The 22,643-nt window shown below is 37.6% G+C and carries 22 protein-coding genes; 3 read left to right on the forward strand and 19 right to left on the reverse strand.

What is annotated here, in order from left to right; all coding sequences use genetic code 11:
• Nucleotides 1–311 precede the first annotated feature (311 nt).
• Complete coding sequence (locus tag AO843_RS19050) at nt 312–1,199, reverse strand: nucleotidyltransferase-like protein (protein ID WP_054612671.1); 888 nt, start codon at nt 1,197–1,199, stop codon at nt 312–314.
• 149 nt (nt 1,200–1,348) lie between these two features.
• Between AO843_RS19050 and AO843_RS19055 the strand changes: the two genes are divergently transcribed.
• On the forward strand, nt 1,349–1,702 hold the full coding sequence (locus tag AO843_RS19055) for a YgzB family protein (RefSeq protein ID WP_054612672.1): 354 nt from the start codon (nt 1,349–1,351) through the stop codon (nt 1,700–1,702).
• 21 nt (nt 1,703–1,723) lie between these two features.
• Here the strand turns inward: AO843_RS19055 and perR are convergent, their stop codons facing one another.
• The 3 genes from perR to bcp all read right to left on the reverse strand — a co-directional run bounded on the left by perR (nt 1,724) and on the right by bcp (nt 3,704).
• Nucleotides 1,724–2,167, reverse strand: coding sequence for a peroxide-responsive transcriptional repressor PerR (gene perR / locus AO843_RS19060; protein ID WP_054612673.1), 444 nt, complete (start codon nt 2,165–2,167; stop codon nt 1,724–1,726).
• A gap of 119 nt (nt 2,168–2,286) precedes the next feature.
• Nucleotides 2,287–3,231, reverse strand: coding sequence for a D-2-hydroxyacid dehydrogenase (locus AO843_RS19065; protein ID WP_054612674.1), 945 nt, complete (start codon nt 3,229–3,231; stop codon nt 2,287–2,289).
• Nucleotides 3,228–3,704 (reverse strand): thioredoxin-dependent thiol peroxidase, encoded by a 477-nt coding sequence (gene bcp / locus AO843_RS19070; RefSeq protein WP_054612675.1) that lies wholly within the window; start codon nt 3,702–3,704, stop codon nt 3,228–3,230. The genes AO843_RS19065 and bcp overlap by 4 nt, the downstream gene beginning before the upstream one ends.
• Before the next feature lie 130 nt (nt 3,705–3,834).
• On the opposite strand from bcp, the gene AO843_RS19075 reads away from it, so the two are divergent.
• Nucleotides 3,835–5,121: a glutamate-1-semialdehyde 2,1-aminomutase gene (locus tag AO843_RS19075; protein ID WP_054612676.1), complete on the forward strand. Its 1,287-nt coding sequence runs from the start codon at nt 3,835–3,837 to the stop codon at nt 5,119–5,121.
• A gap of 135 nt (nt 5,122–5,256) precedes the next feature.
• On the forward strand, nt 5,257–6,345 hold the full coding sequence (locus AO843_RS19080) for an FUSC family protein (protein WP_054612677.1): 1,089 nt from the start codon (nt 5,257–5,259) through the stop codon (nt 6,343–6,345).
• Between the two features lie 90 nt (nt 6,346–6,435).
• Here the strand turns inward: AO843_RS19080 and AO843_RS19085 are convergent, their stop codons facing one another.
• The 15 genes from AO843_RS19085 to AO843_RS19155 all read right to left on the reverse strand — a co-directional run bounded on the left by AO843_RS19085 (nt 6,436) and on the right by AO843_RS19155 (nt 22,436).
• Nucleotides 6,436–7,470: a toxic anion resistance protein gene (locus AO843_RS19085; RefSeq protein WP_054612678.1), complete on the reverse strand. Its 1,035-nt coding sequence runs from the start codon at nt 7,468–7,470 to the stop codon at nt 6,436–6,438.
• A 22-nt stretch (nt 7,471–7,492) separates the two neighbouring features.
• Nucleotides 7,493–9,124 (reverse strand): YceG family protein, encoded by a 1,632-nt coding sequence (locus AO843_RS19090; protein WP_054612679.1) that lies wholly within the window; start codon nt 9,122–9,124, stop codon nt 7,493–7,495.
• Nucleotides 9,125–9,220: 96 nt separating this feature from the next.
• Nucleotides 9,221–10,033, reverse strand: coding sequence for an HAD family hydrolase (locus AO843_RS19095; RefSeq protein WP_054612680.1), 813 nt, complete (start codon nt 10,031–10,033; stop codon nt 9,221–9,223).
• Between the two features lie 11 nt (nt 10,034–10,044).
• On the reverse strand, nt 10,045–11,145 hold the full coding sequence (locus AO843_RS19100) for a cysteine protease StiP family protein (RefSeq protein WP_054612681.1): 1,101 nt from the start codon (nt 11,143–11,145) through the stop codon (nt 10,045–10,047).
• Nucleotides 11,142–12,503, reverse strand: a complete 1,362-nt coding sequence (locus tag AO843_RS19105) for a phosphoribosyltransferase family protein (RefSeq protein ID WP_054612682.1) — start codon at nt 12,501–12,503, stop codon at nt 11,142–11,144. Before AO843_RS19105 ends, AO843_RS19100 begins: the two co-directional genes overlap by 4 nt.
• The gene (locus tag AO843_RS19110) at nt 12,484–13,677 is read right to left on the reverse strand and encodes an HpcH/HpaI aldolase/citrate lyase family protein (protein WP_054612683.1); all 1,194 of its coding nucleotides are present in this window, start codon (nt 13,675–13,677) and stop codon (nt 12,484–12,486) included. The genes AO843_RS19105 and AO843_RS19110 overlap by 20 nt, the downstream gene beginning before the upstream one ends.
• An 82-nt stretch (nt 13,678–13,759) precedes the next feature.
• Nucleotides 13,760–14,506, reverse strand: a complete 747-nt coding sequence (locus tag AO843_RS19115; RefSeq protein WP_054612684.1) for a TerC family protein — start codon at nt 14,504–14,506, stop codon at nt 13,760–13,762.
• A gap of 35 nt (nt 14,507–14,541) precedes the next feature.
• Complete coding sequence (locus AO843_RS19120; RefSeq protein ID WP_054612685.1) at nt 14,542–15,117, reverse strand: TerD family protein; 576 nt, start codon at nt 15,115–15,117, stop codon at nt 14,542–14,544.
• A gap of 33 nt (nt 15,118–15,150) precedes the next feature.
• The gene (locus tag AO843_RS19125; RefSeq protein WP_054612686.1) at nt 15,151–15,732 is read right to left on the reverse strand and encodes a TerD family protein; all 582 of its coding nucleotides are present in this window, start codon (nt 15,730–15,732) and stop codon (nt 15,151–15,153) included.
• Between the two features lie 31 nt (nt 15,733–15,763).
• Nucleotides 15,764–16,387 (reverse strand): TerD family protein, encoded by a 624-nt coding sequence (locus AO843_RS19130; RefSeq protein WP_054612687.1) that lies wholly within the window; start codon nt 16,385–16,387, stop codon nt 15,764–15,766.
• A 285-nt stretch (nt 16,388–16,672) separates the two neighbouring features.
• The gene (gene nikC / locus AO843_RS19135) at nt 16,673–17,569 is read right to left on the reverse strand and encodes a nickel transporter permease (protein WP_054612688.1); all 897 of its coding nucleotides are present in this window, start codon (nt 17,567–17,569) and stop codon (nt 16,673–16,675) included.
• A 12-nt stretch (nt 17,570–17,581) separates the two neighbouring features.
• On the reverse strand, nt 17,582–18,586 hold the full coding sequence (locus AO843_RS19140) for an ABC transporter permease (RefSeq protein WP_054612689.1): 1,005 nt from the start codon (nt 18,584–18,586) through the stop codon (nt 17,582–17,584).
• A gap of 233 nt (nt 18,587–18,819) precedes the next feature.
• A complete protein-coding gene (locus AO843_RS19145; RefSeq protein ID WP_054612690.1) occupies nt 18,820–20,436 on the reverse strand; it encodes an ABC transporter substrate-binding protein in 1,617 nt (538 codons plus the stop codon).
• A 31-nt stretch (nt 20,437–20,467) separates the two neighbouring features.
• Nucleotides 20,468–21,448, reverse strand: a complete 981-nt coding sequence (locus AO843_RS19150; RefSeq protein WP_054612691.1) for an ABC transporter ATP-binding protein — start codon at nt 21,446–21,448, stop codon at nt 20,468–20,470.
• Nucleotides 21,423–22,436: an ABC transporter ATP-binding protein gene (locus tag AO843_RS19155; protein ID WP_054612692.1), complete on the reverse strand. Its 1,014-nt coding sequence runs from the start codon at nt 22,434–22,436 to the stop codon at nt 21,423–21,425. The genes AO843_RS19150 and AO843_RS19155 overlap by 26 nt, the downstream gene beginning before the upstream one ends.
• Nucleotides 22,437–22,643 lie beyond the last annotated feature (207 nt).

The following is a 22,643-nucleotide window of genomic DNA, read 5'->3' on the forward strand; positions in this document are numbered from 1 at the left end:
ATTTTGATGTCCAAAATTTTGTTTCGTTTACTAGCAAGGCTAGTTACTAAAAACTATATTGATTACGTTTTGCTTGTTCAGTTTTCAAGGTTCATTATTTAAGTCGTTTTTCAGCGACTTCTTTATATTAACATCTCACTCAAATCATGTCAACTACTTTTCTAAAAAAGTTTTTCGTGTTTTTCATTGAGTATTTCGTTATGTCTTAGCGACAATTAATATAATACAATACCAAGATATCATTCGTCAACTACTTTTCTAAAAAAATATCGAGGTATTTTTTAGATACCTCGATTACAAGCATACTACAGTCATTGCCCTATTTCTAGAGAATCTTTATTGACCTTGTAATGACGGTGAAAAATCATTTCACTTTTCGCAGCAATCGGCTCTATTTGTATATAGCCTTTATCCACTAAATACTCGACAAACACTTCTAAATCTACCGAGTAATTCATGAGCTCATGATGGTTATGCAATTCTTGAATTGTCCACATGTCTTTTGTTTGCATGACTTCTAATATATGCTGTGCGCCATCCCGCGTACGTGAATGAATTAAAAACTCACTTGCTAAAAACAATAATTCTAAGCGCTTTTCTATTGGCTCACTACTCGTTACAAGCTCTTCATACAGCTTATAGATCGCCGGCTCTATTTTTTTCACCTGTGCCCAAACAGTAACTTCTGGATACAGTCCACTATCAATAATAGATAGACGGCCCAAATGATGTAACGAATCAACTACATGGTTATATGCATCCAAGTAGCTTCCTTTATCGAAGTATTCTTTCCCCTCCAAATATCGGCGAATTAACTTTGAAAATTGAATGCCCGTTTTTATTTTACGTCCACTATACGGAAATTCCTGCAATTCTATTTTTAATTTATGAAGAAATTCATTCCGATCAAATAGGACCCTGCCAAAGAAAATCCAATCGACTACTTTCTTATTAGAACCGATTAGAAGCCATTTTCGTATTAATTTCTCTGTGACAGTATGTAGAGCGACTTTATTTCCTTCATATAAGTAATGTTTCGAAAAAACTGGCTGCTCTGCTTCTTTTACGATAATTAATAAAACTGTATCAAATGTATCTGTAACGTTACTTTGCTCCTCACGTTTTTCTACTAAAATAACGCCTAATGTATTCGACTGACTCGCACGTTCTTGGTATATAGGACGCAATACTTGCTCCATGTTCAGCCCCCCTTTTTTCATATAGGTTCTCTTGTTCCGTTAAAAATTCGACATACTCTAAAAGTATTCCTTCTTACAACTACCTCAAAGCTAAAATACTTTGCCCTTATATGTTATAGTAGATTTTAGATTGGGAGGCAAGATGAAAAATGAAACCTTATAAAAGTAAAATTAATAAAATACGTTCATTCGCTTTAGCACTAATCTTTTTCGGTTTTATTGTAATGTACGGAGGCATATTCTTTAAAAATAGCCCGATATTAGTTTTAATTTTCATGACATTAGGTGTTTTATGTATTATTGGTAGTACAGTTGTCTATGCCTGGATAGGTTTATTGTCAACACGAGCTGTTCAAGTTGAGTGTCCAAATTGCCATAAACATACAAAAGTTCTAGGTCGAGTAGATATGTGTATGTACTGCAATGAGCCGTTAACACTCGATCCTACTCTTGTAGGTAAAGAGTTCGACCAATCCTATAATCATAAAACTAAAAAATCCTAGCCCTTTTAAGAGCTAGGATTTTTATTGTACTTTAGCAGTAACATCTTTACATGATGGACATGTGCCGTATATCTCTAAACGATGCGAATGCACATCAAAGCCAGTTACCTGTGATGCAAAATGCTCTATTTCATCAAGCCCAGGGTAATGGAAATCGACGATCTTACCACAGCATTCACAAATCATATGGTAATGATCATTTGTCACGAAATCAAAGCGACTTGAAGCATCTCCATAAGTAAGCTCTTTCACAAGACCTACTTCACGAAAAACTCGCAGGTTGTTATAGACTGTCGCTACACTCATATTAGGAAACCTTCCCTCAAGTGCTTTATAAATTTCATCGGCAGTAGGATGTGCCATAGATTGAATTAGATATTCCAAAATAGCATGACGCTGAGGAGTAATACGTACACCAGTTGTTTTTAACGTGTCCAGTGCATTCTGTAAATGCGTTGTAGACATCGCCATGCACCTCTTCCATAAGTATTATTAATTTATAATTGTTATAAATAGTGTATCCAATTAGCGCTACTTCGTCAACAATCACACATTACTAATCCTCTTATGTCATTGTCTGTTCCTTAGTATCCTCTCGATAATTCCATGACATTTTCTAAATTCATGTCACCCTTTAACCATTTCTCTAAGCTTGGCTTAAATATCTCTAAGCTTCGTTCCACGTAACGAGATGAATGACTTGATACGTGGGGGGATACAATGACATTCGGGAATGTCCATAATGGATTGTCAGATGCCAGAGGTTCTTCTTCAAACACATCCAAAACGGCATATCCAAATTCGCCAGCTTCAATCGCCTGAATGAGTACATTTTCATCAACTAAGTTACCTCGACCAAAATTCATGAAAATCGCACTATTTTTCATAGCTACAAAATGTTCTTTCTTTAATAAATGCGTAGTTTCTTGTGTTTTTGGCAACACAGAAATAACAATATCCGCACCCGGTAAGGCATCTTTTAATTGGGCAAAGCTAATCATCTTATCCATGTTTGCCGCTTCATTTCCTGAACGATTGCAGCCAATCGTCGTGACATCAAAAGCCTGTAATAGTCGCCCTACTTCCGAGCCAATAGCACCTGGACCCAATATAAGCGCTGTACTATCACGTAATTCAGTTTGTTTGCCTTTTTTTGACCATTCCCTGTTCTTTTGTTGCTCATACATCCAAGGCAAAGCACGTTTAATCGCTAATATATGGGCAAGCATTGATTCTGCCATAGGCGTTTTATGAATACCGCGTACATTAGAAACTAAAATTCCACGCTCCATAATAGCTTGGGCTGGCATTTTTTCGATACCTGCTGACGCAACGAATATCCACTTTAACGCCGTCGCCTGTTGGATGTTCTCATTTGTTAAATCTTCACCATATGTAACTAAAACATCCGCTTTTTGTAGCTCTTCATTTGTTAAGCCGCTTTCAAATATAAAATCAACCTGTGGAAATTCTGCTAATAATGGCTCACATAAATCTGGTCTAGGTTCAAATGTGAAATAGATTCTCATTTCGCCGCCTCCTGTTCTGCTAAATAGGCATACACTTCTTCAACATGATTTTTGACACGTACCTTACGCCAAGCTTTCATCAACTTACCCTCAGTATCAATTAAAAACGTTGAACGCTCTATCCCCATAAATTCACGTCCATACATTTTCTTTAAAACCCATACACCGTAAGCTTCAGCTACAGCATGATCTTCATCTACTAATAATGAAAAAGGCAAGCCATGCTTATCAATAAATTTTGTATGTTTGTTTGAATCATCTGGACTAATTCCCAGAATAACAGCATTTAAATGACTGAAATCCTCAAACTTATCTCGAAAATCACACGCCTCTGTTGTACAACCCGGTGTCATATCTTTGGGGTAAAAGTATAAAATAACATTTTGTCCATTAAAATCAGTTAGATGTACCATTTCCCCTTTTTCGTTCATAAGAGAAAAAACTGGTGCCTTTTGCCCTTCTAATAAAGTCATAATAATCTCCTCCTCTGTACGTTCTATTTTACTCCAAGTGACAAATCAAGTCATATTCCTTAATTTCTTTGGATTTCTTACACTGATAGGTCTACAATAGATTACGTATAAAAAGTTAGGAGGCAATACTATGAATCACGCAAAATCTGAAGCAATACATGCAGAGGCGTTACAACATATCGTTGGTGGTGTAAACAGCCCTTCTCGTTCATATAAAGCAGTAGGTGGCGGTTCTCCTGTGGCAATGGCTCGAGGAAAAGGCGCTTATTTTTGGGATGTAGATGGCAATCGTTATATTGACTATCTTGCAGCTTATGGCCCTATCGTTACAGGACATGGACACCCTCACATCACTAAGGCTATTACACATGCAGCTGAAAATGGTACATTGTTTGGAACGCCGACTGAATACGAGGTTACTTTTGCAAAAATGCTAAAAGAGGCAATCCCATCCATGGATAAAGTGCGCTTTAACAACTCTGGTACAGAAGCTGTTATGACAACTATTCGTGTTGCACGTGCCTATACAGGACGTACAAAAATAATGAAATTCGCAGGATGCTACCACGGTCACTTCGATTTAGTATTAGTAGCTGCTGGTTCAGGTCCTGCTACATTAGGAACACCAGACTCAGCAGGTGTAACGACTTCTACAGCAGAAGAAGTTATTACTGTACCCTTCAATAACCCTGAAGCCTTTTCAGAAGCAATGAATAAATGGGGCGAGGAAATTGCGGCTATCTTAATTGAACCAATCGTAGGAAACTTCGGTATTGTTGAACCGAATCCAGGCTTCCTTGAATTAGTACATGCTACGGCAAAAGAAAAAGGAGCCTTAACGATTTACGATGAGGTAATCACGGCTTTCCGCTTCCACTATGGTGGCGCTCAAAATTTACTTGGTCTTACACCTGATCTAACTGCACTTGGTAAAGTCATTGGTGGTGGTTTACCAATTGGTGCCTATGGTGGTCGTAAAGAAATTATGGATACAGTTGCACCACTCGGCCCAGCTTATCAAGCAGGAACGATGGCTGGAAACCCAGCATCAATGCAAGCTGGTATTGCCTGTCTAGAAGTGCTACAAACGCCAGGCATTTACGATGAAATGGATCGACTAGGGAAAATTTTAGAAGAGAGTATTTTAGCTGCAGCTAAAAAGCATGGCGTGACAATCACATTAAATCGCCTTAAAGGTGCGCTGACTATTTACTTTACGGATGTGAAAGTAGAAAACTATGAGCAAGCTGAAAACTCAGACGGTGAAATCTTTGGTCGCTTCTTTAAACTAATGCTTGAGCAAGGTATCAATCTAGCTCCTTCTAAATATGAAGCATGGTTCTTAACGACAGAACATACTGAAGCAGATATTCTTGAAACCATTAAAGCTGTAAATTACGCATTTTCACAATTGTAATAATGACAATACAAAGGCGACTTTCTATTATAAGTCGCCTTTTTCTTATTCATGCATACAAATCTATGTATTTTATGAGCACTTCCTTCTATAATGTAAAGAAGCTAAAAAATATTAGACAGAAAGGACATCTTTATGAAATTAGGTGCCCGTGTATTTAAAACTGGTGTCGCTATCGTATTTGCCCTGTTTATTGCAGAGTTATTAAAACTACCTTCACCTGTTTTTGCTGGAATTGCAGCTATTTTTGCAATTCAGCCTTCTATTTATCGTTCTTATCAAACCATTGTAGAACAAGTACAAGCAAATATTATAGGTGCGACAATTGCCGTCATTTTCGGCTTACTATTCGGCCATCATGTTGTTGCCATTGGCATAGCCGTCATAATAGCTATTGGTTTAATGTTGAAGTTTAGACTTGAAAAGTCGCTTTCACTGGCGTTGGTGTCAGTCGTGGCCATTATGGAGTTCCAAGGAGATGACTTTTTAACGTTTGGTTTGATACGCTTTGTGACTATATTAGTTGGGGTGTTAGCAGCATTTGTCGTTAACCTTGTTTTTCTACCGCCGAAATACGAGGTAAAACTGTTCCGCAAAATCTATATTTTGCAAGATGATATTATTCGTTGGACACGACTTGCTGTACGTCAGGCATCTGAGCATACATCCACAAAGGTCGCATTAAGTAAATTTAAAAGTCGTATGTTAAGAGTTGATACACTGTATGATTTCTATAAGGAAGAGCGTAATTACTTCAAAAATAAAAAGTACGTGAAAGCACGTAAACTGGTAGTCTATCGTCAAATGATTTTAACTTCCAAAAAAAGTCTAGAATTGCTACAACGTTTGCATAATCACGAAAATGAATTGGCTAAGCTACCTACGCAATTTCACTTAATGATTCAGGAGCGACTTGATTCCTTATTAACGTATCATGAACAATTGCTCTTAAAATATACTGGGAAACTAAAGCCCGAGCTCTCTGAGTGGAGTAATAACATCGACTATGTTCAACGCAATGAGCTAATGGAAATTTTCATCAAGCAAATCAACTTTGCTCGCGAAGAAGGCGATACGGAATTTTCTAGCTATCACCTACTCTATATTTTATCGAGGATTTTAGATTATGAGGAAAATTTAGAGCATCTGGATACACTCATCGTTTCATATCAAAGCCACCATGGCCATGAAATTAATGTAGAATTTGAAGAGGAATTCATCTAGTAACTGTGTAAGCGACAGATTCATATACAACGAATCTGTTGTTTTTTTCACGAAAAAACCTCCAAGTAGAACGCTACTTAGAGGCAAAAACTAAGGACGCAATGTTAGCAGTTGTTGCTCAGCTTGCTGACGTTTGACTGTCTGCTCATCGCGTAAATGCTGATAATTAGTAATACCAGAAACAATGGTGTCCCACATTTCCTCTAAGGTCTGTGTTGTACCCGATTGTTGAGCCAAAGCCGTGCTTAGTTGAACTGTTTCATTGCTGACTCCTCCAAATTGCTTCATCCGCTTTTCAAAGGCTGATGCTGATTGATTCTGTAATTGCTGACGTCTTTCATTTACAGCATTCATCAACCCCATTTTAAAAACAGGAATGGTTTTAACAAAAGCACCATTAATCTGTTCCATTAACTCACTATTACCATGACGTAGCATCTCAATTTGTGGAGCTGTTATAATGGCAACCATTCGTGATTTCTCCAACTCATCTATTTTCTGTTGAAGCATTTCAGCAATTGTTTGTAAACGGTTCAGCTCCATTTTTGCCATCTGATTGCCTGCCTCACCCTGCTTCTCATACATAGGGACTAATGTTGTTTGCACCTCATGTAATTTCATATCGGTTGCTACGATATATTTCTCTAGATCAAGGTAAAACATCAAATCTTCCTTGTATAGCCGAGCGAGTAATCGATTATCCTTCGCTAATTCCTCTTCCATAATTACAAATTGATAATGAATTTTTTCAATATCTCTACCGAGCACATTGTATTTCGCAAACACATCATCTTCACTTTTGGATTTACGTGAAAATAACTTTTTGAAAATGCCCTTTTGCTCGGTAAAATCCTTTTTATCAAATGTCACCATTAAGGATTCAAGTTGTTTAAATAATTCACTTGATTCATATGAAGCTGATTGGGTTACTATATCTAAAATTTGATCTGCAAATTTCGCTAATTTTGTAGCCGGCTCTTTTCCCAACGCCATTAGCTCCAAATGGTTTTTTATATCAATTTCACGAGCAATTCGTTGTACCTCTACGTTTTCTCGTAATTGTTGTTTGACGGCATCTGCTGTTTCTAGTGTCAGTTGCTCAAGCGTCATAGGGATGTCTGACATTGTCGCTGCCTCCTTCCTATCATCAGAAAAAGCGATTAAAGAGCTTTTTAATAATCTTATCAGGTGCCGCTTTTTGTTGCTGTGGTTCTTCATAGGCTAAATCAAATAACATATGCTCTAAACGATGTACATCGTAAGTGTCCTCTTGCAAGTGCTTTTCTAAATCTAATTGGCCAGTTGGATTATAAAAAACAATATCCATACCGAAGCGATTTAAAAACGCTAGTAATGCAATATCTTCTCGCGATAGAGCAGGTTGCTGTGGTGCTTGATACAAGACAATCTTCGGTATCTCTTGTGAATAGTCAAAGCTTTGCAATAATCGTAGTATATCTTGAGGGATCATTGTCAGCTGTTTAAATAAGAATAACTGTAAATCATATACAGTTTCATTTGGCTGGTGTTTTAACATTGGCTGCTCACAAGAAGTTTTTATCGTGTGGGCAATTGCTCGCTGTAGCTCCAACGTTAATTCACCATACTGCCACCAATCACTTTGTAAAATACGTTCCACTGAAAGCTCACCATTCACTATGCAATGTTTATAGTGAAAATGAAAGTTGGCTTTGCTCGTTTTTGTAAAAGGAAATTCCTGCACAAAGATAGTCTGTGGGTTTATCAATATTTGATGCATAGAGCGCCAGTATTCCTCACGTTGGCTCGAGACTCCGCTAATTTTTGCAAAGATTACAGGAATAATTACCTCATTTCCAATGACTTCAAATTGAGGTCGTACCAAAGCCTTTTCTTGCGCATAAATAAAAATATCATCATATGTCATACGCAATGTTAAGGAGCGGGGCATAAAATCTTTAAATTGCCAAGGTTTATAGACTCCTGATTGCTGATCATGCATTAATTGTTCAAAATGCTGACTTGAACGATATCCTACAGTTGCCTGACGATCACGAAGCTTGTCAGGGAATGGCTGTAATGTTGTTTGATTGGTGTATGAATAACTGATGGAAAACGCATCAGTAGGATCTATTTCAGCAAACTCATCTACTTTTGATGGATGAAAGATCAATACATCACAGCCAAGTTCCATGAGCAGTAACAGAAAATAACGCTGACTAACAGTGGCTTCTCCATACCAAATAACTTTAGGGAAATCTTCGGTTGGCTTCATGGCTTTAGTCCAATGAATCCAATGGTTTTTTAACCACTTCACCATATCAATTAAAAAACGGCGAAATTCATTGGCAAGTAAGCCTAATGATTGTTGTTGTTGAAACAGTTCTATAACCTTAATGGTTGTTAGCTGTAAATGTCGATTCATTATACTGTCATCATGCTTGGGAATCAGTTGATACCCATACATCATCGCAACTAAACGATTAATGGAAAGCCCTTTAGGTGTTTGCTGATGTTGCGCTAGGATATTTTGTATGGATTGAAAGTCTTTTTGTTCAATATGCTTATTTAATTCTTCACTTAAAATATGAATATTTTGGTTTTGAGATAAGGTAAATAATGAATTGAAATACTCATCCTCCTCAATTGGTACTCCTAATACACGTAGAGCAATACGGCTAAAACTTATTTGTTGTGGTGTTTCCTCATAAAATGCGCGATTCTTTGGTGAATCTTGAAACGCCTGTAGCCAATCATCTGGATTACGCTCCACTATTGATTTAATTGTGATTGTTTGCATACAAACGCCACCTCCTAAAAAATCATCCTCAGCATATGCTCAAGAATTCGTTTGTCATAGGACATTTCTACCCTATGATAGCGTAAAAACAACAATCTATACTACCGTCTGTTGTGTAGCCATCTGTAAAACAGTCTGAAGCAAATGTTGTGTAAATGCTTCTCCGTCATATGGCGAGTACGTAGTATTTGATAGTACTTTGGGCTGTTTATTCTTTAAATCACCATGGTTTGGTGTAAAAGCTAAATCAGCCATCTTCAACATTCCATAATCCATAATAGAATCACCTGCTGCTATATGCACATCGTATGTACACAACTCCATCATATATTCTATTGCAGCTTCCTTTGTCAGTACCTTGGGCATAAAATACAATTTTTTCCCTTGGAGAAGAACGTACCAGCCATGGGTATCAAACTCTTGAACTATGGCGTGTAAATCAGCCTGTTGTAAAACATTAACATCTACATGATGGACATAAAAAAGATCATCTACATAGAAAGAACGTTGTAGCCATGCATCCGATTTGAAAGTTTGAAACAGGTGTAACATATCCTCTCGTGGAATAGAAGAATCTTCAATACGCCTACATAATGTTTTTGTCCATTTGTCATACGGCTGACCCTTTTCTAATATTGTACCCCCATTGCTCGTAATTGCAAAAGCAGGGTCCAAGTCATTCATAAAGTGTATTCTTTTATATAGATGCAATGCTCTAGTTGTAACAGGTACAAATAATGTTTGCTGATGCACTTGTTGCAATAAAATTGCTGTTTTCTTTGTCATCATGCTCATCGTTTCGTTAGCCTTTTGTTCAACTTCCACTGTTTCTGAAATGGGCGGAAACATCTCCATCATACGTTTAGAATAAATCAGTGTTCTATCTAAATCTGATGTAAATAATATCATCTGGATCTCCTCTACAATTCTTTTATTAAACCGCAACATGCATAGGACATATTCGAATATTCTTCTGTTAACACATTTTTTTCATGCGCTAATAATAGAATGTGATCTAGCTCATCCATGTATTGCGGATTAATTAAGATTTTCCAAGGTATTCGGCGCAATAAAACTCTTGTCGTTTCCCCAACACCAGGTTTAATAAATTGAATATTATCTATATCAAAATCCAATTGAATTTTTTGAACAAATTTCATGCCCGCCCAAGTAACTTGTGAGGAGGCTTGCTCCTGAAGTTGCCTTATTACTTCACTCTGTACTCGTTCAAAGCATGAAACTATGCGTTCTATGTACAAGTTCGAGACATCTATAGCTTCTAATTCTTTGTAGTATTTTGCTCCATGAAAGTCGTGCTCATCCATAAACTGCAAATTTAGAACGGTTCTACTCACCAACCCTGACACAGTCGAATTTAAACAAGCAGATGGAACTAAAAAATCTTCACGAGTTCCATAAATCGTAGCACAATGGCCTGGATCTGCTAATACAGCTAAATCGGCACTTAACTGTGTTTGATGTTGTCCATTAAATTTTTGGCAAGATTGGATCAATTCTTTGGTAATAGCACCTTTCCCCGTCCAACCATCAATAAATTGAAGACATCCTTGGGGGTGTTTCATCAAAATGTAACGAATCGCAGTTTCATCAAACCCACGACCACGCAGAATAGAAATAGAATAGTGTGGCACATTCACCTTATAGTGCATCGATATGTAACGTTTTGTTAAAATGCCGATTGGCGTACCTGCTCTTGCTAAACTAACAAGAATTAAATTTTCTAACCCTCTATTCTTAATGATTCGTTCTGCTACTAAACCAACAGCTATGGCTATTCTTTCTGCGGAAGCATCCAAAGTTTTATAAAATAGATTCATATATGTTTGAGATGGTTGATATTCCATTGGTAGCATTTCCGAATAATGCGTACCTGTTTGAATAAGCTGTTCCCGTTTTTCATTATCCATTTCCAGAAAAACATTCCCAATATCACGCAATAAAAAAGTAACATCCTCTGATGCATAGCTACCCATTTTATCTGGCTGCAAAGTCGATATCATCGTTCTACCTCCAATTCATGCATACAAATCACATATACTTTCGCGCTACTAACTGATTGTAGTGCCTCTACCACCCGAGCTACTACCTCTTTATTTGCTATACGTTCCACCATCAAAAAAAGTTCCGTATATGGGTTACTTTGGACATTATATAAATAATTTTCAACCCCATTATTCTCTGGACTCTCAAAGACTATTTTTTCTGTAATCGTATAATTTAAATCATCTGTACAATAGATAGGGCTGCGAGTTGTTGATTGAAAATAAACGTCATTCCCTAAATAAGACGCAATTTGCATAGGCACATACATAAACTCACCTGTTCCAATAACAAGAGCTGGTCCATTTGTCCGTAGTTCTTTTAGTTGCTTAGCGATGGCTTGCAACATTTTCTTTTGTTCAAAATGTTGTGTAGACGTTAACATAAATCTCCCCGTTGCTTGAAGATAAGGTTGATTGTTAATTATGCCGTTCTCTGCAACTGAATAATAGAATAAACGATCAATGGGGTCATTAACTGGCAATAGGGTGATGTCCTGTGCTACAAGTGTAGTCACGGTTGGCTGTGTACTAGTTAGACTTGGTTTGCCCGTACAGCTGAACTGGCCACACATAATAGCAATGAATTCAATAGAAATCCCCCATTGCTCTTCTAATTGCTGGAAGACCATTCGTTGCTGTGCTGATCGCCAATCTAAAATAGATAGAACTGCATACTGCTTAACGAAAGGAAACTTCTTTCTTAATGTTTGAATAATGTTAATGACTGTGTTCCCAGTAGTAATTTCATCATCAATTAACACAATACGTTTAGCTTGCTGTAAAACATCAGGCTCCTCTGTATAAATTCTATGGCTTGTCGCATGCGAATGTTCTTCTTCGAATGTAACAAATGGTTCAATATCAGGAAGTACTTCGCGTGTGGTATGGATATACATAGCATTTGCTTGAAATGCATTAAATACTGCATGACCAAGCGCTGTGGCCGTTTCTGCAAATCCAATAAACAATGTCTCTTGTGCTAACTCAATGCTTCCTTCCACAGAATTTAGTAATTCCTTTATATCTGTTCCTTCTTTTAACGCTTTCACGACAGATGGTACCGTATTGACTGTTTGACTACTAAAATGCTGATCATACATCATGGCTAAAAGTGTTCCTGTTAGTAAAGGAATTTGTGGGCGAACAGCTAAATGTTTGCCCAGCACAGTGCTTACAAATAAAAATTGTCGCTTCTTATTAATACGTGCTGCCATTTGAAACAAGTCTGCTAAAGCAAAATTGTGTGGATTATGAGTCATTTCAATATCGATTGAATAATTTGGCAAAATGTTGAGTTTACTCATTTGTTGTTGCATAAATACGACCACCCAGTTCAGAATTTAATAATAGTGAGGCAAAATCCACAGATTCGTGATATACGCCATAGACATGTGCCTGTTTTAAGATACGTTGTGCCCATCGCATATGCGGTTTGATTTCATTCATTTTATTAGCATAGTGGCTTTTCATGACACCTTTGCGACCATCATTATTTTCAACAATACTAAGTGCATCTAAATACTCTTCATATGATATGGCATATAGCGCATGCACGACGCGGATATGACTAGGATGAATGATCGTTTTACCGACAATTCCATTTTGTTTGTCCATTAAAACTTCCTTCATTAATCCATCTAAACAATCGTCTAACAATGCTTTCCTAGTATCCAGCGCTCCCTTCTCACTAAATGGTGTCATTCGTAATGCTGGTTTTAACACACGATGATTACTAAAATACTCCCACACTGGCCCAGATATCACAAAACCATCTTCCTCACGACCTAGGATATTCACTATATCCGCTATACAATCCCGGATGACGCTAATATCATATATAGTCGAGTCCATACGACGGCGAATACCATAAATACCACAAAAGTCAGTAGCACCAATTCTTATATTTAAAACACGTTCTTTGTATTGAAGTAGAATGGATTTAATGTCTAATAATGCCTCTATACGAGATTCTTTATATAATACCTCGCTACTTTCTAAAATCGGCATACCGTATAAGGTTAGATCATTCTCTAGAATCGTTTTTTCAAGAAGCCCAAAATAACGTGCTCCCTGTGTTGCTGTGAATTTTGGAAAGACATACCCTGTTAGAATTTCTTGCTTCTTTCCTAATCTAGAAGTTAAATAACTAAATTGTTCAACATGTCGAACACGAATAAACAGTAAGGGTAATTCCTGAAGTAGCAATTGTTTTTGGTGATAGAGTGCGTATAATTCGCTAATGTCCCCAATCAATTTTGCTTCACAATCTCCTAATTCTGTATCCCCCACCGCATCCTCTAAATCAATGACAAGTGACGTCAATTCTTTATACTTTTTTGATTGGATCATACTTACAATATTAGGCATAGAAGCAGGCATATACAAAGTAGCTCCTAAAGCATAGGATAAAATGTCTGGCGTCTCCCATTTCGTAAAAGGCTGTGGCTTCTTATAAAAAATTGTCTCTGCTTCTGTTGCAAAGTGTTGCATCTAATCCTCTCCCCAATAAGTATGCCTTTTGTGAAAAAAGCACTGTATCAGCCTGTTCTATACAGACCAATACAGTGCCTTGTTACACTGCTGTTTTCTTATTCATCTTGTGTACAACAAATGTCAATAAGAATGCAGCAATTAGAATAATGAAGAATATTTCATGTGATAGATGGAATCCAAAAATACTCGCAAACATTTTCAGTGCAATAATTGCAATTAAAATATAAGCTGTCGTTTCAAGCTCTGGTACTCGCTCAATTAAAGAAAGGAATACACCAGCTATAGTACGCATCATGATAATTCCTAAAATACCGCCTAATAATAGAACCCATACTTGATCTGAAATTGCAAACGCGGCCAAAATAGAGTCTACTGAAAAGGCAATATCCATTAATTCAACTGAAATAACAGTTGCCCAGAACGTACCAAAGATCCTGACCATCCATCCTGTCTTTTTAAACTCGTGTGATTCTCCTTCATCGGCGCTTTTATTTTTAAAATGCAGTATGACTAACCACAATAGATAAGTCGCACCAATCACTTTAACAATAGCGAATTTTACAAGATAAACGCCAATACCTATAAAGAGAAATCGGAAAAAATATGCTCCAAACATCCCGTACATTAATGCTTTTTTTCTTTGATGGTGTGGAAGATGCTTCACGAGCACCGCTAAAACTAGCGCATTGTCTGCAGACAATAGTCCTTCCATAATAATCAATGAAAAAATAAGGCCCCAAGATACTGGATCTGTTAAAACTTGTCCCCACATCTGCCAGTTAAAAAACTGTGCATATGTACTTAATATCTCGTTAATTACTTCCACACAAGATCCTCCGTCATGTACCTACACCCTACTAGTTACTGTAGGCCATATGCGCTGATTAATGCTGCCAAGCCACCTTGATAACCTGAGCCTACTGCGGCAAATTTCCACTCGCCATTATGACGGTACAGCTCACAAAATACTACAGCTGTTTCAATGCTGAAATCTTCGCCTAAATCATAACGCAATACCTCTGTTCCTGACTCTTCATTTGTCAAACGAACATAAGCATTTAGCACTTGTCCAAAGTTTTGATGACGTCCCTCTGAATCATAGATGGTTACCGTCACAACAATTTTGTCAATTTGAGGAGACACTTGCTTTAAGTTGACAAGGATTTTTTCATCATCCCCATCCCCTTCCCCTGTGCGGTTATCACCTGTATGAACTACAGATTGGTCTGGACTCGCTAAATTATTGTAAAAGATAAAGTCTTGTTCATTACGACACTTGCCCGATGCATCTAGTAAAAATACTGATGCATCCAGGTCAAAGTCTTGTCCACCATCAAATTGCTTAACGTCCCATCCTAAGCCAATACCAATGCTGTTTAAACCTGGGTCTTGCTTCGTTAAATCAATTCGTTGTCCTTTACTTAATTGAATAGCCATTCAAAATCTCCCTTTCTGTCCAAAGATGAAATTTTAGTTTACGCTCAAGCCATAGTCATTACATAAAGCAGCTAAGCCACCTTGATAGCCAGCACCAATTGCGTTAAATTTCCATTCTCCGTTATGACGATATAATTCACCAACTACAATCGCTGTTTCAATACTGAAATCCTCACCTAAATCATAGCGAATTAGTTCTTGGTTAGATTCAGCATTTACAATTCGAATATATGCATTCGATACCATGCCGAAGTTTTGATTGCGTGACTCTGCATCATGAATAGTTACAGTGAATGCTAGTCGTTGAATATGCGCAGGAACTTGAGTTAATGCAACTTTCACCAATTCATCGTCACCTTCACCGACACCTGTTAAATTATCACCAGAATGTTCAACTGAACCGTTACCACCTGTTGTATTGTTGTAGAAAATAAAGTCATTTTGATCTGCTACTTTTCCTGTATCAGCAAGTAAAAATACTGATGAGTCTAAATCAAAATCATTTCCACCATCATATTTATTTGTATCCCAACCTAAACCAACAATTACATTTGTTAATCCTGGATTTGTTTTCGTTAAATCTACTTTTTGACCTTTTTGTAGTGAAATGCCCATACTTTTTATTCCTCCTAATTAGTCATTTATTTTATTGATATCTTCGAACAACGTCGCCCAGTTTTATATCGTTCGTTCCTGAACCAACTGCTGCGAATTTCCATTCATTCTGATGGCGGTAAATCTCACCACAGATTAACGTCGTTAAATTCGAATAATTATCACTTAAATTATAGCGAATTAGTTCGCTTCCTGTCCTGTCATCATACACACGAATATATGCATTTTGAATCATGCCAAAATGTTGATTTCGACCTGCCGCATCATAGATGTTTACAACGAACACTAGTTTATTAAATTGCGTCGGAACAGACGATAGCTCGATTGTAATTACTTCATCATCCCCATCGCCATCTCCTGTTAAGTTATCACCAGAATGTCGCACGGAACCACAGTTACTTGTTAATTTTCCAAAATAAATGACATCATCGCCAGCTAAAACTTTATCATCTTGTAGCATTAATACGGAGGCATCACAGTCAACACTTCTGCCACTGCCACTACCACTATTTCTACTAGAAAATAAACCACCAAGGAAGCCACCACTTTTTTCTTGGCCAACAGGGTCCCACCCTAAACCTACTTTTATTTTGTTTAATCCTGCGTTACCTTTTGTTAAATCAACTCGTTGTCCTTTTTGTAAATTAATCGCCAATTTGTACCCCTCCTAAAATATGTATTTCAACTGAAAGACTATATGTAAAGTCATAATCTACCCAATTTAGATTGTCATTTATCAACAATACTTTAAGTCTAAAATAACGTGACAAAAAATTCAATAAATGGCTCCGAAAGGTTCCTCATTTTTTAATAATTTTTCTAGGAATATTTCTATAAAGGACGTTTCAACTGTAAAAGAGTTCCTATTATATTTTGCTGAACTACTCCGAAACAGCTGAAAAAAACCTTCTAACTTGTAGAAGGCTAATCAATCTATTCACTAACTTTTCATTTTTGGATCAAGTGCATCACGCAGACCATCACCCATTAGGTTAAAGCCAAGAACCGTTAACATAATTGCTATACCAGGGAAAATCATTGTCCATGGTGCATTTAATAAAAACTTTCTGGCATCCGCAAGCATTTTTCCCCACTCCGGTGCTGGTGCTTGAGCTCCTAGTCCAAGGAAACCTAGTGCTGCAGCCTCAATAATAGCTGTCGCAATAGCTAGTGTTCCTTGTACAATTATTGGTGTTATCGAATTAGGCAAAATATGGGAAAATAAAATTCGTGAATCGCGCATACCAATTGCTTTGGCAGCTACAATATACTCTTCTTCCTTAACACTCAATACTTTAGAGCGGATTAAACGTCCAAAATTCGGTACGTTAATAATGGCTATAGCAATTAATGCATTTTGTAAGGATGGACCTAGCACTGATACTACTGCGATCGCTAGTAACATACTAGGAAAAGCCAGCATAATATCAAAAATGCGTGAAATAATCGTATCGATCCATCTGCCGTAGTAACCAGCAACAATACCAAGGAAACTGCCAACTATGACGGATAAAATAACTGAGAAAAAGCCCACCCATAGGGAAATCCGTGCGCCATGAATGATTCTCGAAAAGATATCTCGTCCAAAATCATCCGTTCCAAACCAATGTTCACCAGATGGTGCCAGTAAACGCTTCGCTAAATCCTGTTCATTGATGCCCTGTGGTGCAATGAACGGACCAACGACAGCAAGTAAAATAAAAAATATAACAATTCCTGCTCCTACGAGGGATACTTTGCTCTTTTTAAAGCTACGCCAGCCTTCGAGCCATGGACCTACAGCCCGTTCTTGAACGGGTGCTGCTTCTTTTTTTATATCGATTGCTCCAGTCATCATTGCAACTCCCTTCTATTTGTATTTAATTCGTGGATCGACCACTGTATACAGTAAATCCACGATTAAGTTAATCATGATGAAAATAAATGCAACGATTAGAATACCTGATTGAATAACAGGATAATCCCTGAAGCCAATCGCATCATAAATATAACGACCAATTCCTGGCCAACTAAAAATTGTCTCTGTTAAAATAGCCCCACCCAGCAATAATCCTGTTTGTAGGCCAATTACCGTTAACACAGGAATAACCGCATTCTTTAACGCATGCTTATACACAACAATAAACATTTTTTGGCCCTTCGCTCGTGCAGTACGTACATAATCAGAGCGCATAACTTCCAACATAGAAGACCTTGTGATTCTAGCAATGATAGCCATCGGAATAGTTGCAAGTGCGACTCCTGGTAATATTAATCTTTTTATGACTTCAATGAATTGATCAAAGCGCCCTTGAATGAGCGTATCCAATAAATAAAAATGGGTTATGGCGGTAATTGGATTTCGCACATCTTCTCGACCAGAGGTAGGCAGCCAACCAAGCTTACTGCTAAATGTCCACTGTTCCATCAAACCAAGCCAGAACACGGGTACAGAAACACCAATTAATGCTATAATCATCGCTGTATAATCGAACCAGGAATTTTGGAACCATGCAGAAATAATGCCAGCATTCACACCAATAACGATAGCAATAATCATAGCAAAAAAGGCAAGTTCCGCTGTTGCTGCTAAGTATGGAAAAATTTCTTCTGATACAGGTAATTTTGTACGTAAGGAAACCCCTAAATCTCCCTGAAAAATACCTGTCAAATAACTAAAATATTGTGTATACCAAGGTTTATCTAATCCTAAACTTGCGTTTAATGCCTCGACCGCCTCTTTTGTCGCCTGTTGTCCCAAAATAACTTGTGCTGGATTACCAGGGATTGCACGTATCAACATAAAGACGATAAAAGTCATTCCAAGCAAAACTGGGATTAATTGAAGTAAGCGTCTCCCCATATAGTGAAGCATTTTCATCACCTCTCTATGATTTTCATAATCTACTTTGAAGTCTTTATATACTGTTGAAAGGTTGAGCCTTCACCAAACGGTTTTGAATGTTTAGATGAGTGGTCTTTCATACAGGAGAAAATGTTTTGATTTTCTTTTAGTAGAAAAGAATCTGCGAGAATTCCACGGCTTACCCGCAGAAAAGCAAGCAGATTCTTCATGTTCCTTTGTTCAATTAAAAATGATGGAATTTACTATTGAATATCTACCGCATCTAAACGGTCAGAGCCAGTAGGATGCGCAATATAATTTGTAACTTTCTTGTTAGCAGCTAAAATTGGAATAGAGTGAGCAAGTGGAACCCATGGAGCATCCTCAGAAATAATTACTTGAGCTTGCTTATAAAGTTCATTACGCTTGTCTTCATCGATTTCAGTTTGAGCCTTCGTTAAGATCTCGTGTAATGTTGGATTGTCATAGAATGTATAGTTGTTAGAACCTATATTATCTCCATCTAATAACGTGTATAGGAAGTTATCCGCATCCCCATTATCACCTGTCCAGCCAAGTAAGAATGCATCCGCTTCACCATTTTGTGCTTTTTCTAGATAAGTAGCCCATTCAAATGACACAATTTTAGATTTAATGCCCACATCCTCTAGGTTCTTTTGAATCGCCTCAGCAACTTTTTGACCGTCTGGCATGTATGGACGTGGTACTGGCATTGCCCAAAGCTCAATCTCCTTGCCATCGTAGCCTGCTTCAGCAAGTAATGCTTTCGCCTTTTCAGGATCATACGTATAGCCTGTAATTTCATCGTTATAACCAGAAATTACTGGTGGCATTGGGTTTTTTGCTGGCTCAGCTAGCCCTTCATAAAATGCATCCACTAATGCTTGTTTATCAATTGCATAGTTAACTGCCTGGCGCACTTTTACATTATCAAATGGAGGTCGAGTCACTGTTAAGCCTAAATACCCAACATTCATAGATGGACGCTCAATTAATTGTAAATTGGCATCTCCCTCGATTGTTGCTTTATCAGATGGACTTATACCATCAGCTACATCAATATTGCCTGCGATTAAATCATTTAAGCGTGCAGAGTTTTCTGGAATAGAACGATAAATCACTTTATCTAATTTAGGATAGCCATCAATATAGTAATCAGGGTTTTTCTCAATTGTTATCGAATCATTACGTACCCAGCTGACAAACTTGAATGGACCTGTTCCTACAGGATTTGCTGACAATCCCTCTTCATCTGCATCAAATGCTGTTGGTGAAGCAATCGCAAATGGAGACATTGCTAAGTTTTTCAGGAATGGTGCTTGTGGTTGGCTTAATTTAAAGACAACTGTATAGTCACCCTCTGCAGTTACTGATTCGATTACTTGCTTGTCACCAACGACAAATTGCGAACTAAAATAAGGGTGTTTATCCGCACCTGATTTCCAACGTTCAATATTCTTAACAACAGCCTCAGCATTGAAATCTGTGCCATCATGGAATTTCACACCTTCTTGTAGCTGGAAAGTATACGTTAAACCATCCTCTGATGCCTCCCATGATTTTGCTAAGCCTGGTTGAATCGTTACATCTCGATCACCAAAGTTTACAAGCGTTTCATAAATATTAGCTGTCACTGTAAAGGATTCACCGTCTGTTACAACAGCAGGGTCCAGTGCTACAGAATCTCCACCACGACCATACACTAATATTTTGGGATCACCACTGTTTGTTGTATCGCCACCAGTTGAAGTATCTTTACTACCCGTATCCTTAGTATCAGAGCCGCCACAAGCTGCTAAGATCGTCGAAAGAATAAGGAGTAGCATTACACCTAAAGTCCAAAGCTTCTTTTTCTTCATTCAATTTCCCCCTATGTGGTTTTTATATCATTTAATGTTGGAGTGCCTCATAAAGATGGCAAGCAACATAATGACCTGGTTTCACTTCTTGCATTTTGGGTACTACCTGTGAGCATTGTTCCTTTTTAAAAGGACATCTTGTGTGGAAAGTACAGCCGCTCGGCGGATTGGATGCACTCGGAATATCCCCAGTAATAATAATTTGTTCCCGTTCAAACGTTGGATCTGGCACTGGGACCGAAGATAAGAGTGCTTGTGTATATGGATGAAGCGGTTCAGCATATAAGTCCTCACTCGCTGTCAACTCTACTAATTTACCTAAATACATTACGCCAACCCGATTGCTGATATGACGCACTACCCCTAAATCATGGGAAATAAAAATATAGGTTAGCTTTAAATCTTTTTGCAGTTTTTGCAATAAATTTAATACTTGTGCCTGTATGGACACATCTAATGCCGATACTGGCTCATCTGCAATAAGTAAACGAGGATTGGTCATCAAGGCACGTGCGATACCAATTCGTTGCCTTTGACCACCACTAAACTGGTGTGGATAACGTTTGATATGATATTCATTCAGACCTACAATTTCAAGCAGCTCCAACACCTTTTGCTTCCGCTCTTTTGCATTACCTATTCCGTGAACGATAAGAGGCTCTTCTAAAATTTTACCAATGTTATGTCGCGGATTAAGGGAGGCATAGGGATCCTGGAAAATCATTTGAATATCTCTACGCGCCTTCCTCATTTCGTTATTGGATAATTCTGAAATCATTTTACCTGCGAATTCAATGTTTCCTTCAGTTGGCTCTAGTAAACGCATTAATAAGCGACCAGTTGTCGATTTACCACAGCCTGATTCACCAACAATCCCTAATGTTTCTCCTTCAAAAACCTCAAATGAAACATCATCTACTGCCTTTACATCCCCCGTTTGTGTATTTAGGACACCTTTTCGAATCGGGAAATATTTCTTTAAACCATCAACCTTTAATAACACTTTCGACACGTTGCTCCACCTCCTGCTTCTCTAGTAAAAAACATCTCGATTTATGCTGCTCTGCTGCCTCAAATAAAGGTGGTGTTTCCTGTAAACAACGTTCCATTGCATATTCACAGCGCGCCGCAAAACGACACCCTACCAGAATACTTCCTGGTTTTGGTACACTCCCAGGGATAGAGTATAAATTATCCTTTTTAAACCGCATATCAGGCACTGATTGAATAAGACCTTGTGTATAAGGATGCTTCGGATTAGAGAATATTTCTTGAATCGGTGCCTCTTCTACAATTTGTCCAGCATACATGACAATCACTCGCTCACATGTTTCTGCCACAACGCCTAAATCATGTGTAATTAATAGTACTGCTGTATTCAATCGTTTATTTAAGTCTTTCATAAGCTGTAAAATTTGAGCTTGAATCGTAACGTCTAGAGCAGTTGTCGGCTCGTCCGCAATTAATACTTGTGGATCACAGACAAGTGCCATAGCAATCATGACCCTTTGACGCATACCACCCGATAGCTGATGCGGATAATCTTTTAGTAATTCCTCTGCACGTGGTAAACCTACAAGTTTCATAATTTCAACCGCTCTAGCAAACGCTTTCTTTTTCGACCATTTTGGATTATGAATTAAAATAGCTTCTTTTAATTGATCACCAATAGTAAACAAGGGATTTAGTGAAGTCATAGGCTCTTGAAAGATCATGGCTATGTCTTTTCCACGTATTTTCTGCATTTGTTTATCCGTACATTTCACAAGATTTTTACCATCTAACAATATTTCACCGCCCGTTATTTTGCCTGGAGGTGATGGAATTAATCCCATGATGGACAGTGACGTAACACTTTTACCACTTCCCGATTCTCCTACAATCCCTAATATTTCTCCTTCCTGGACAGAAAAATCGATATCATCTACAGCAGGAATTTGTCCATTATCTGTGAAAAAGGTTGTTTTTAAACCTTTTATTTCTAGTAGCTTTTTCCTCATGCGCAACGTCCCACCCTACCTATATTTTACTTAATTGTATAATTATATTAACAGAATACTATAACTTTTGTTAAATTCCCTATTTTCAGATAATTCTAACTAAAAATCATCACTCTTTCAATCATTAATATTCTGCAATTTACGTAGTTTTTCTGCATCATTCGCCTTCAGTATTAATTACATCTTATAAAGTAATATTTTTATATA

The sequence above is a fragment of the Lysinibacillus sp. ZYM-1 genome, assembly GCF_001308875.1.
Lineage (GTDB): Bacteria > Bacillota > Bacilli > Bacillales_A > Planococcaceae > Lysinibacillus.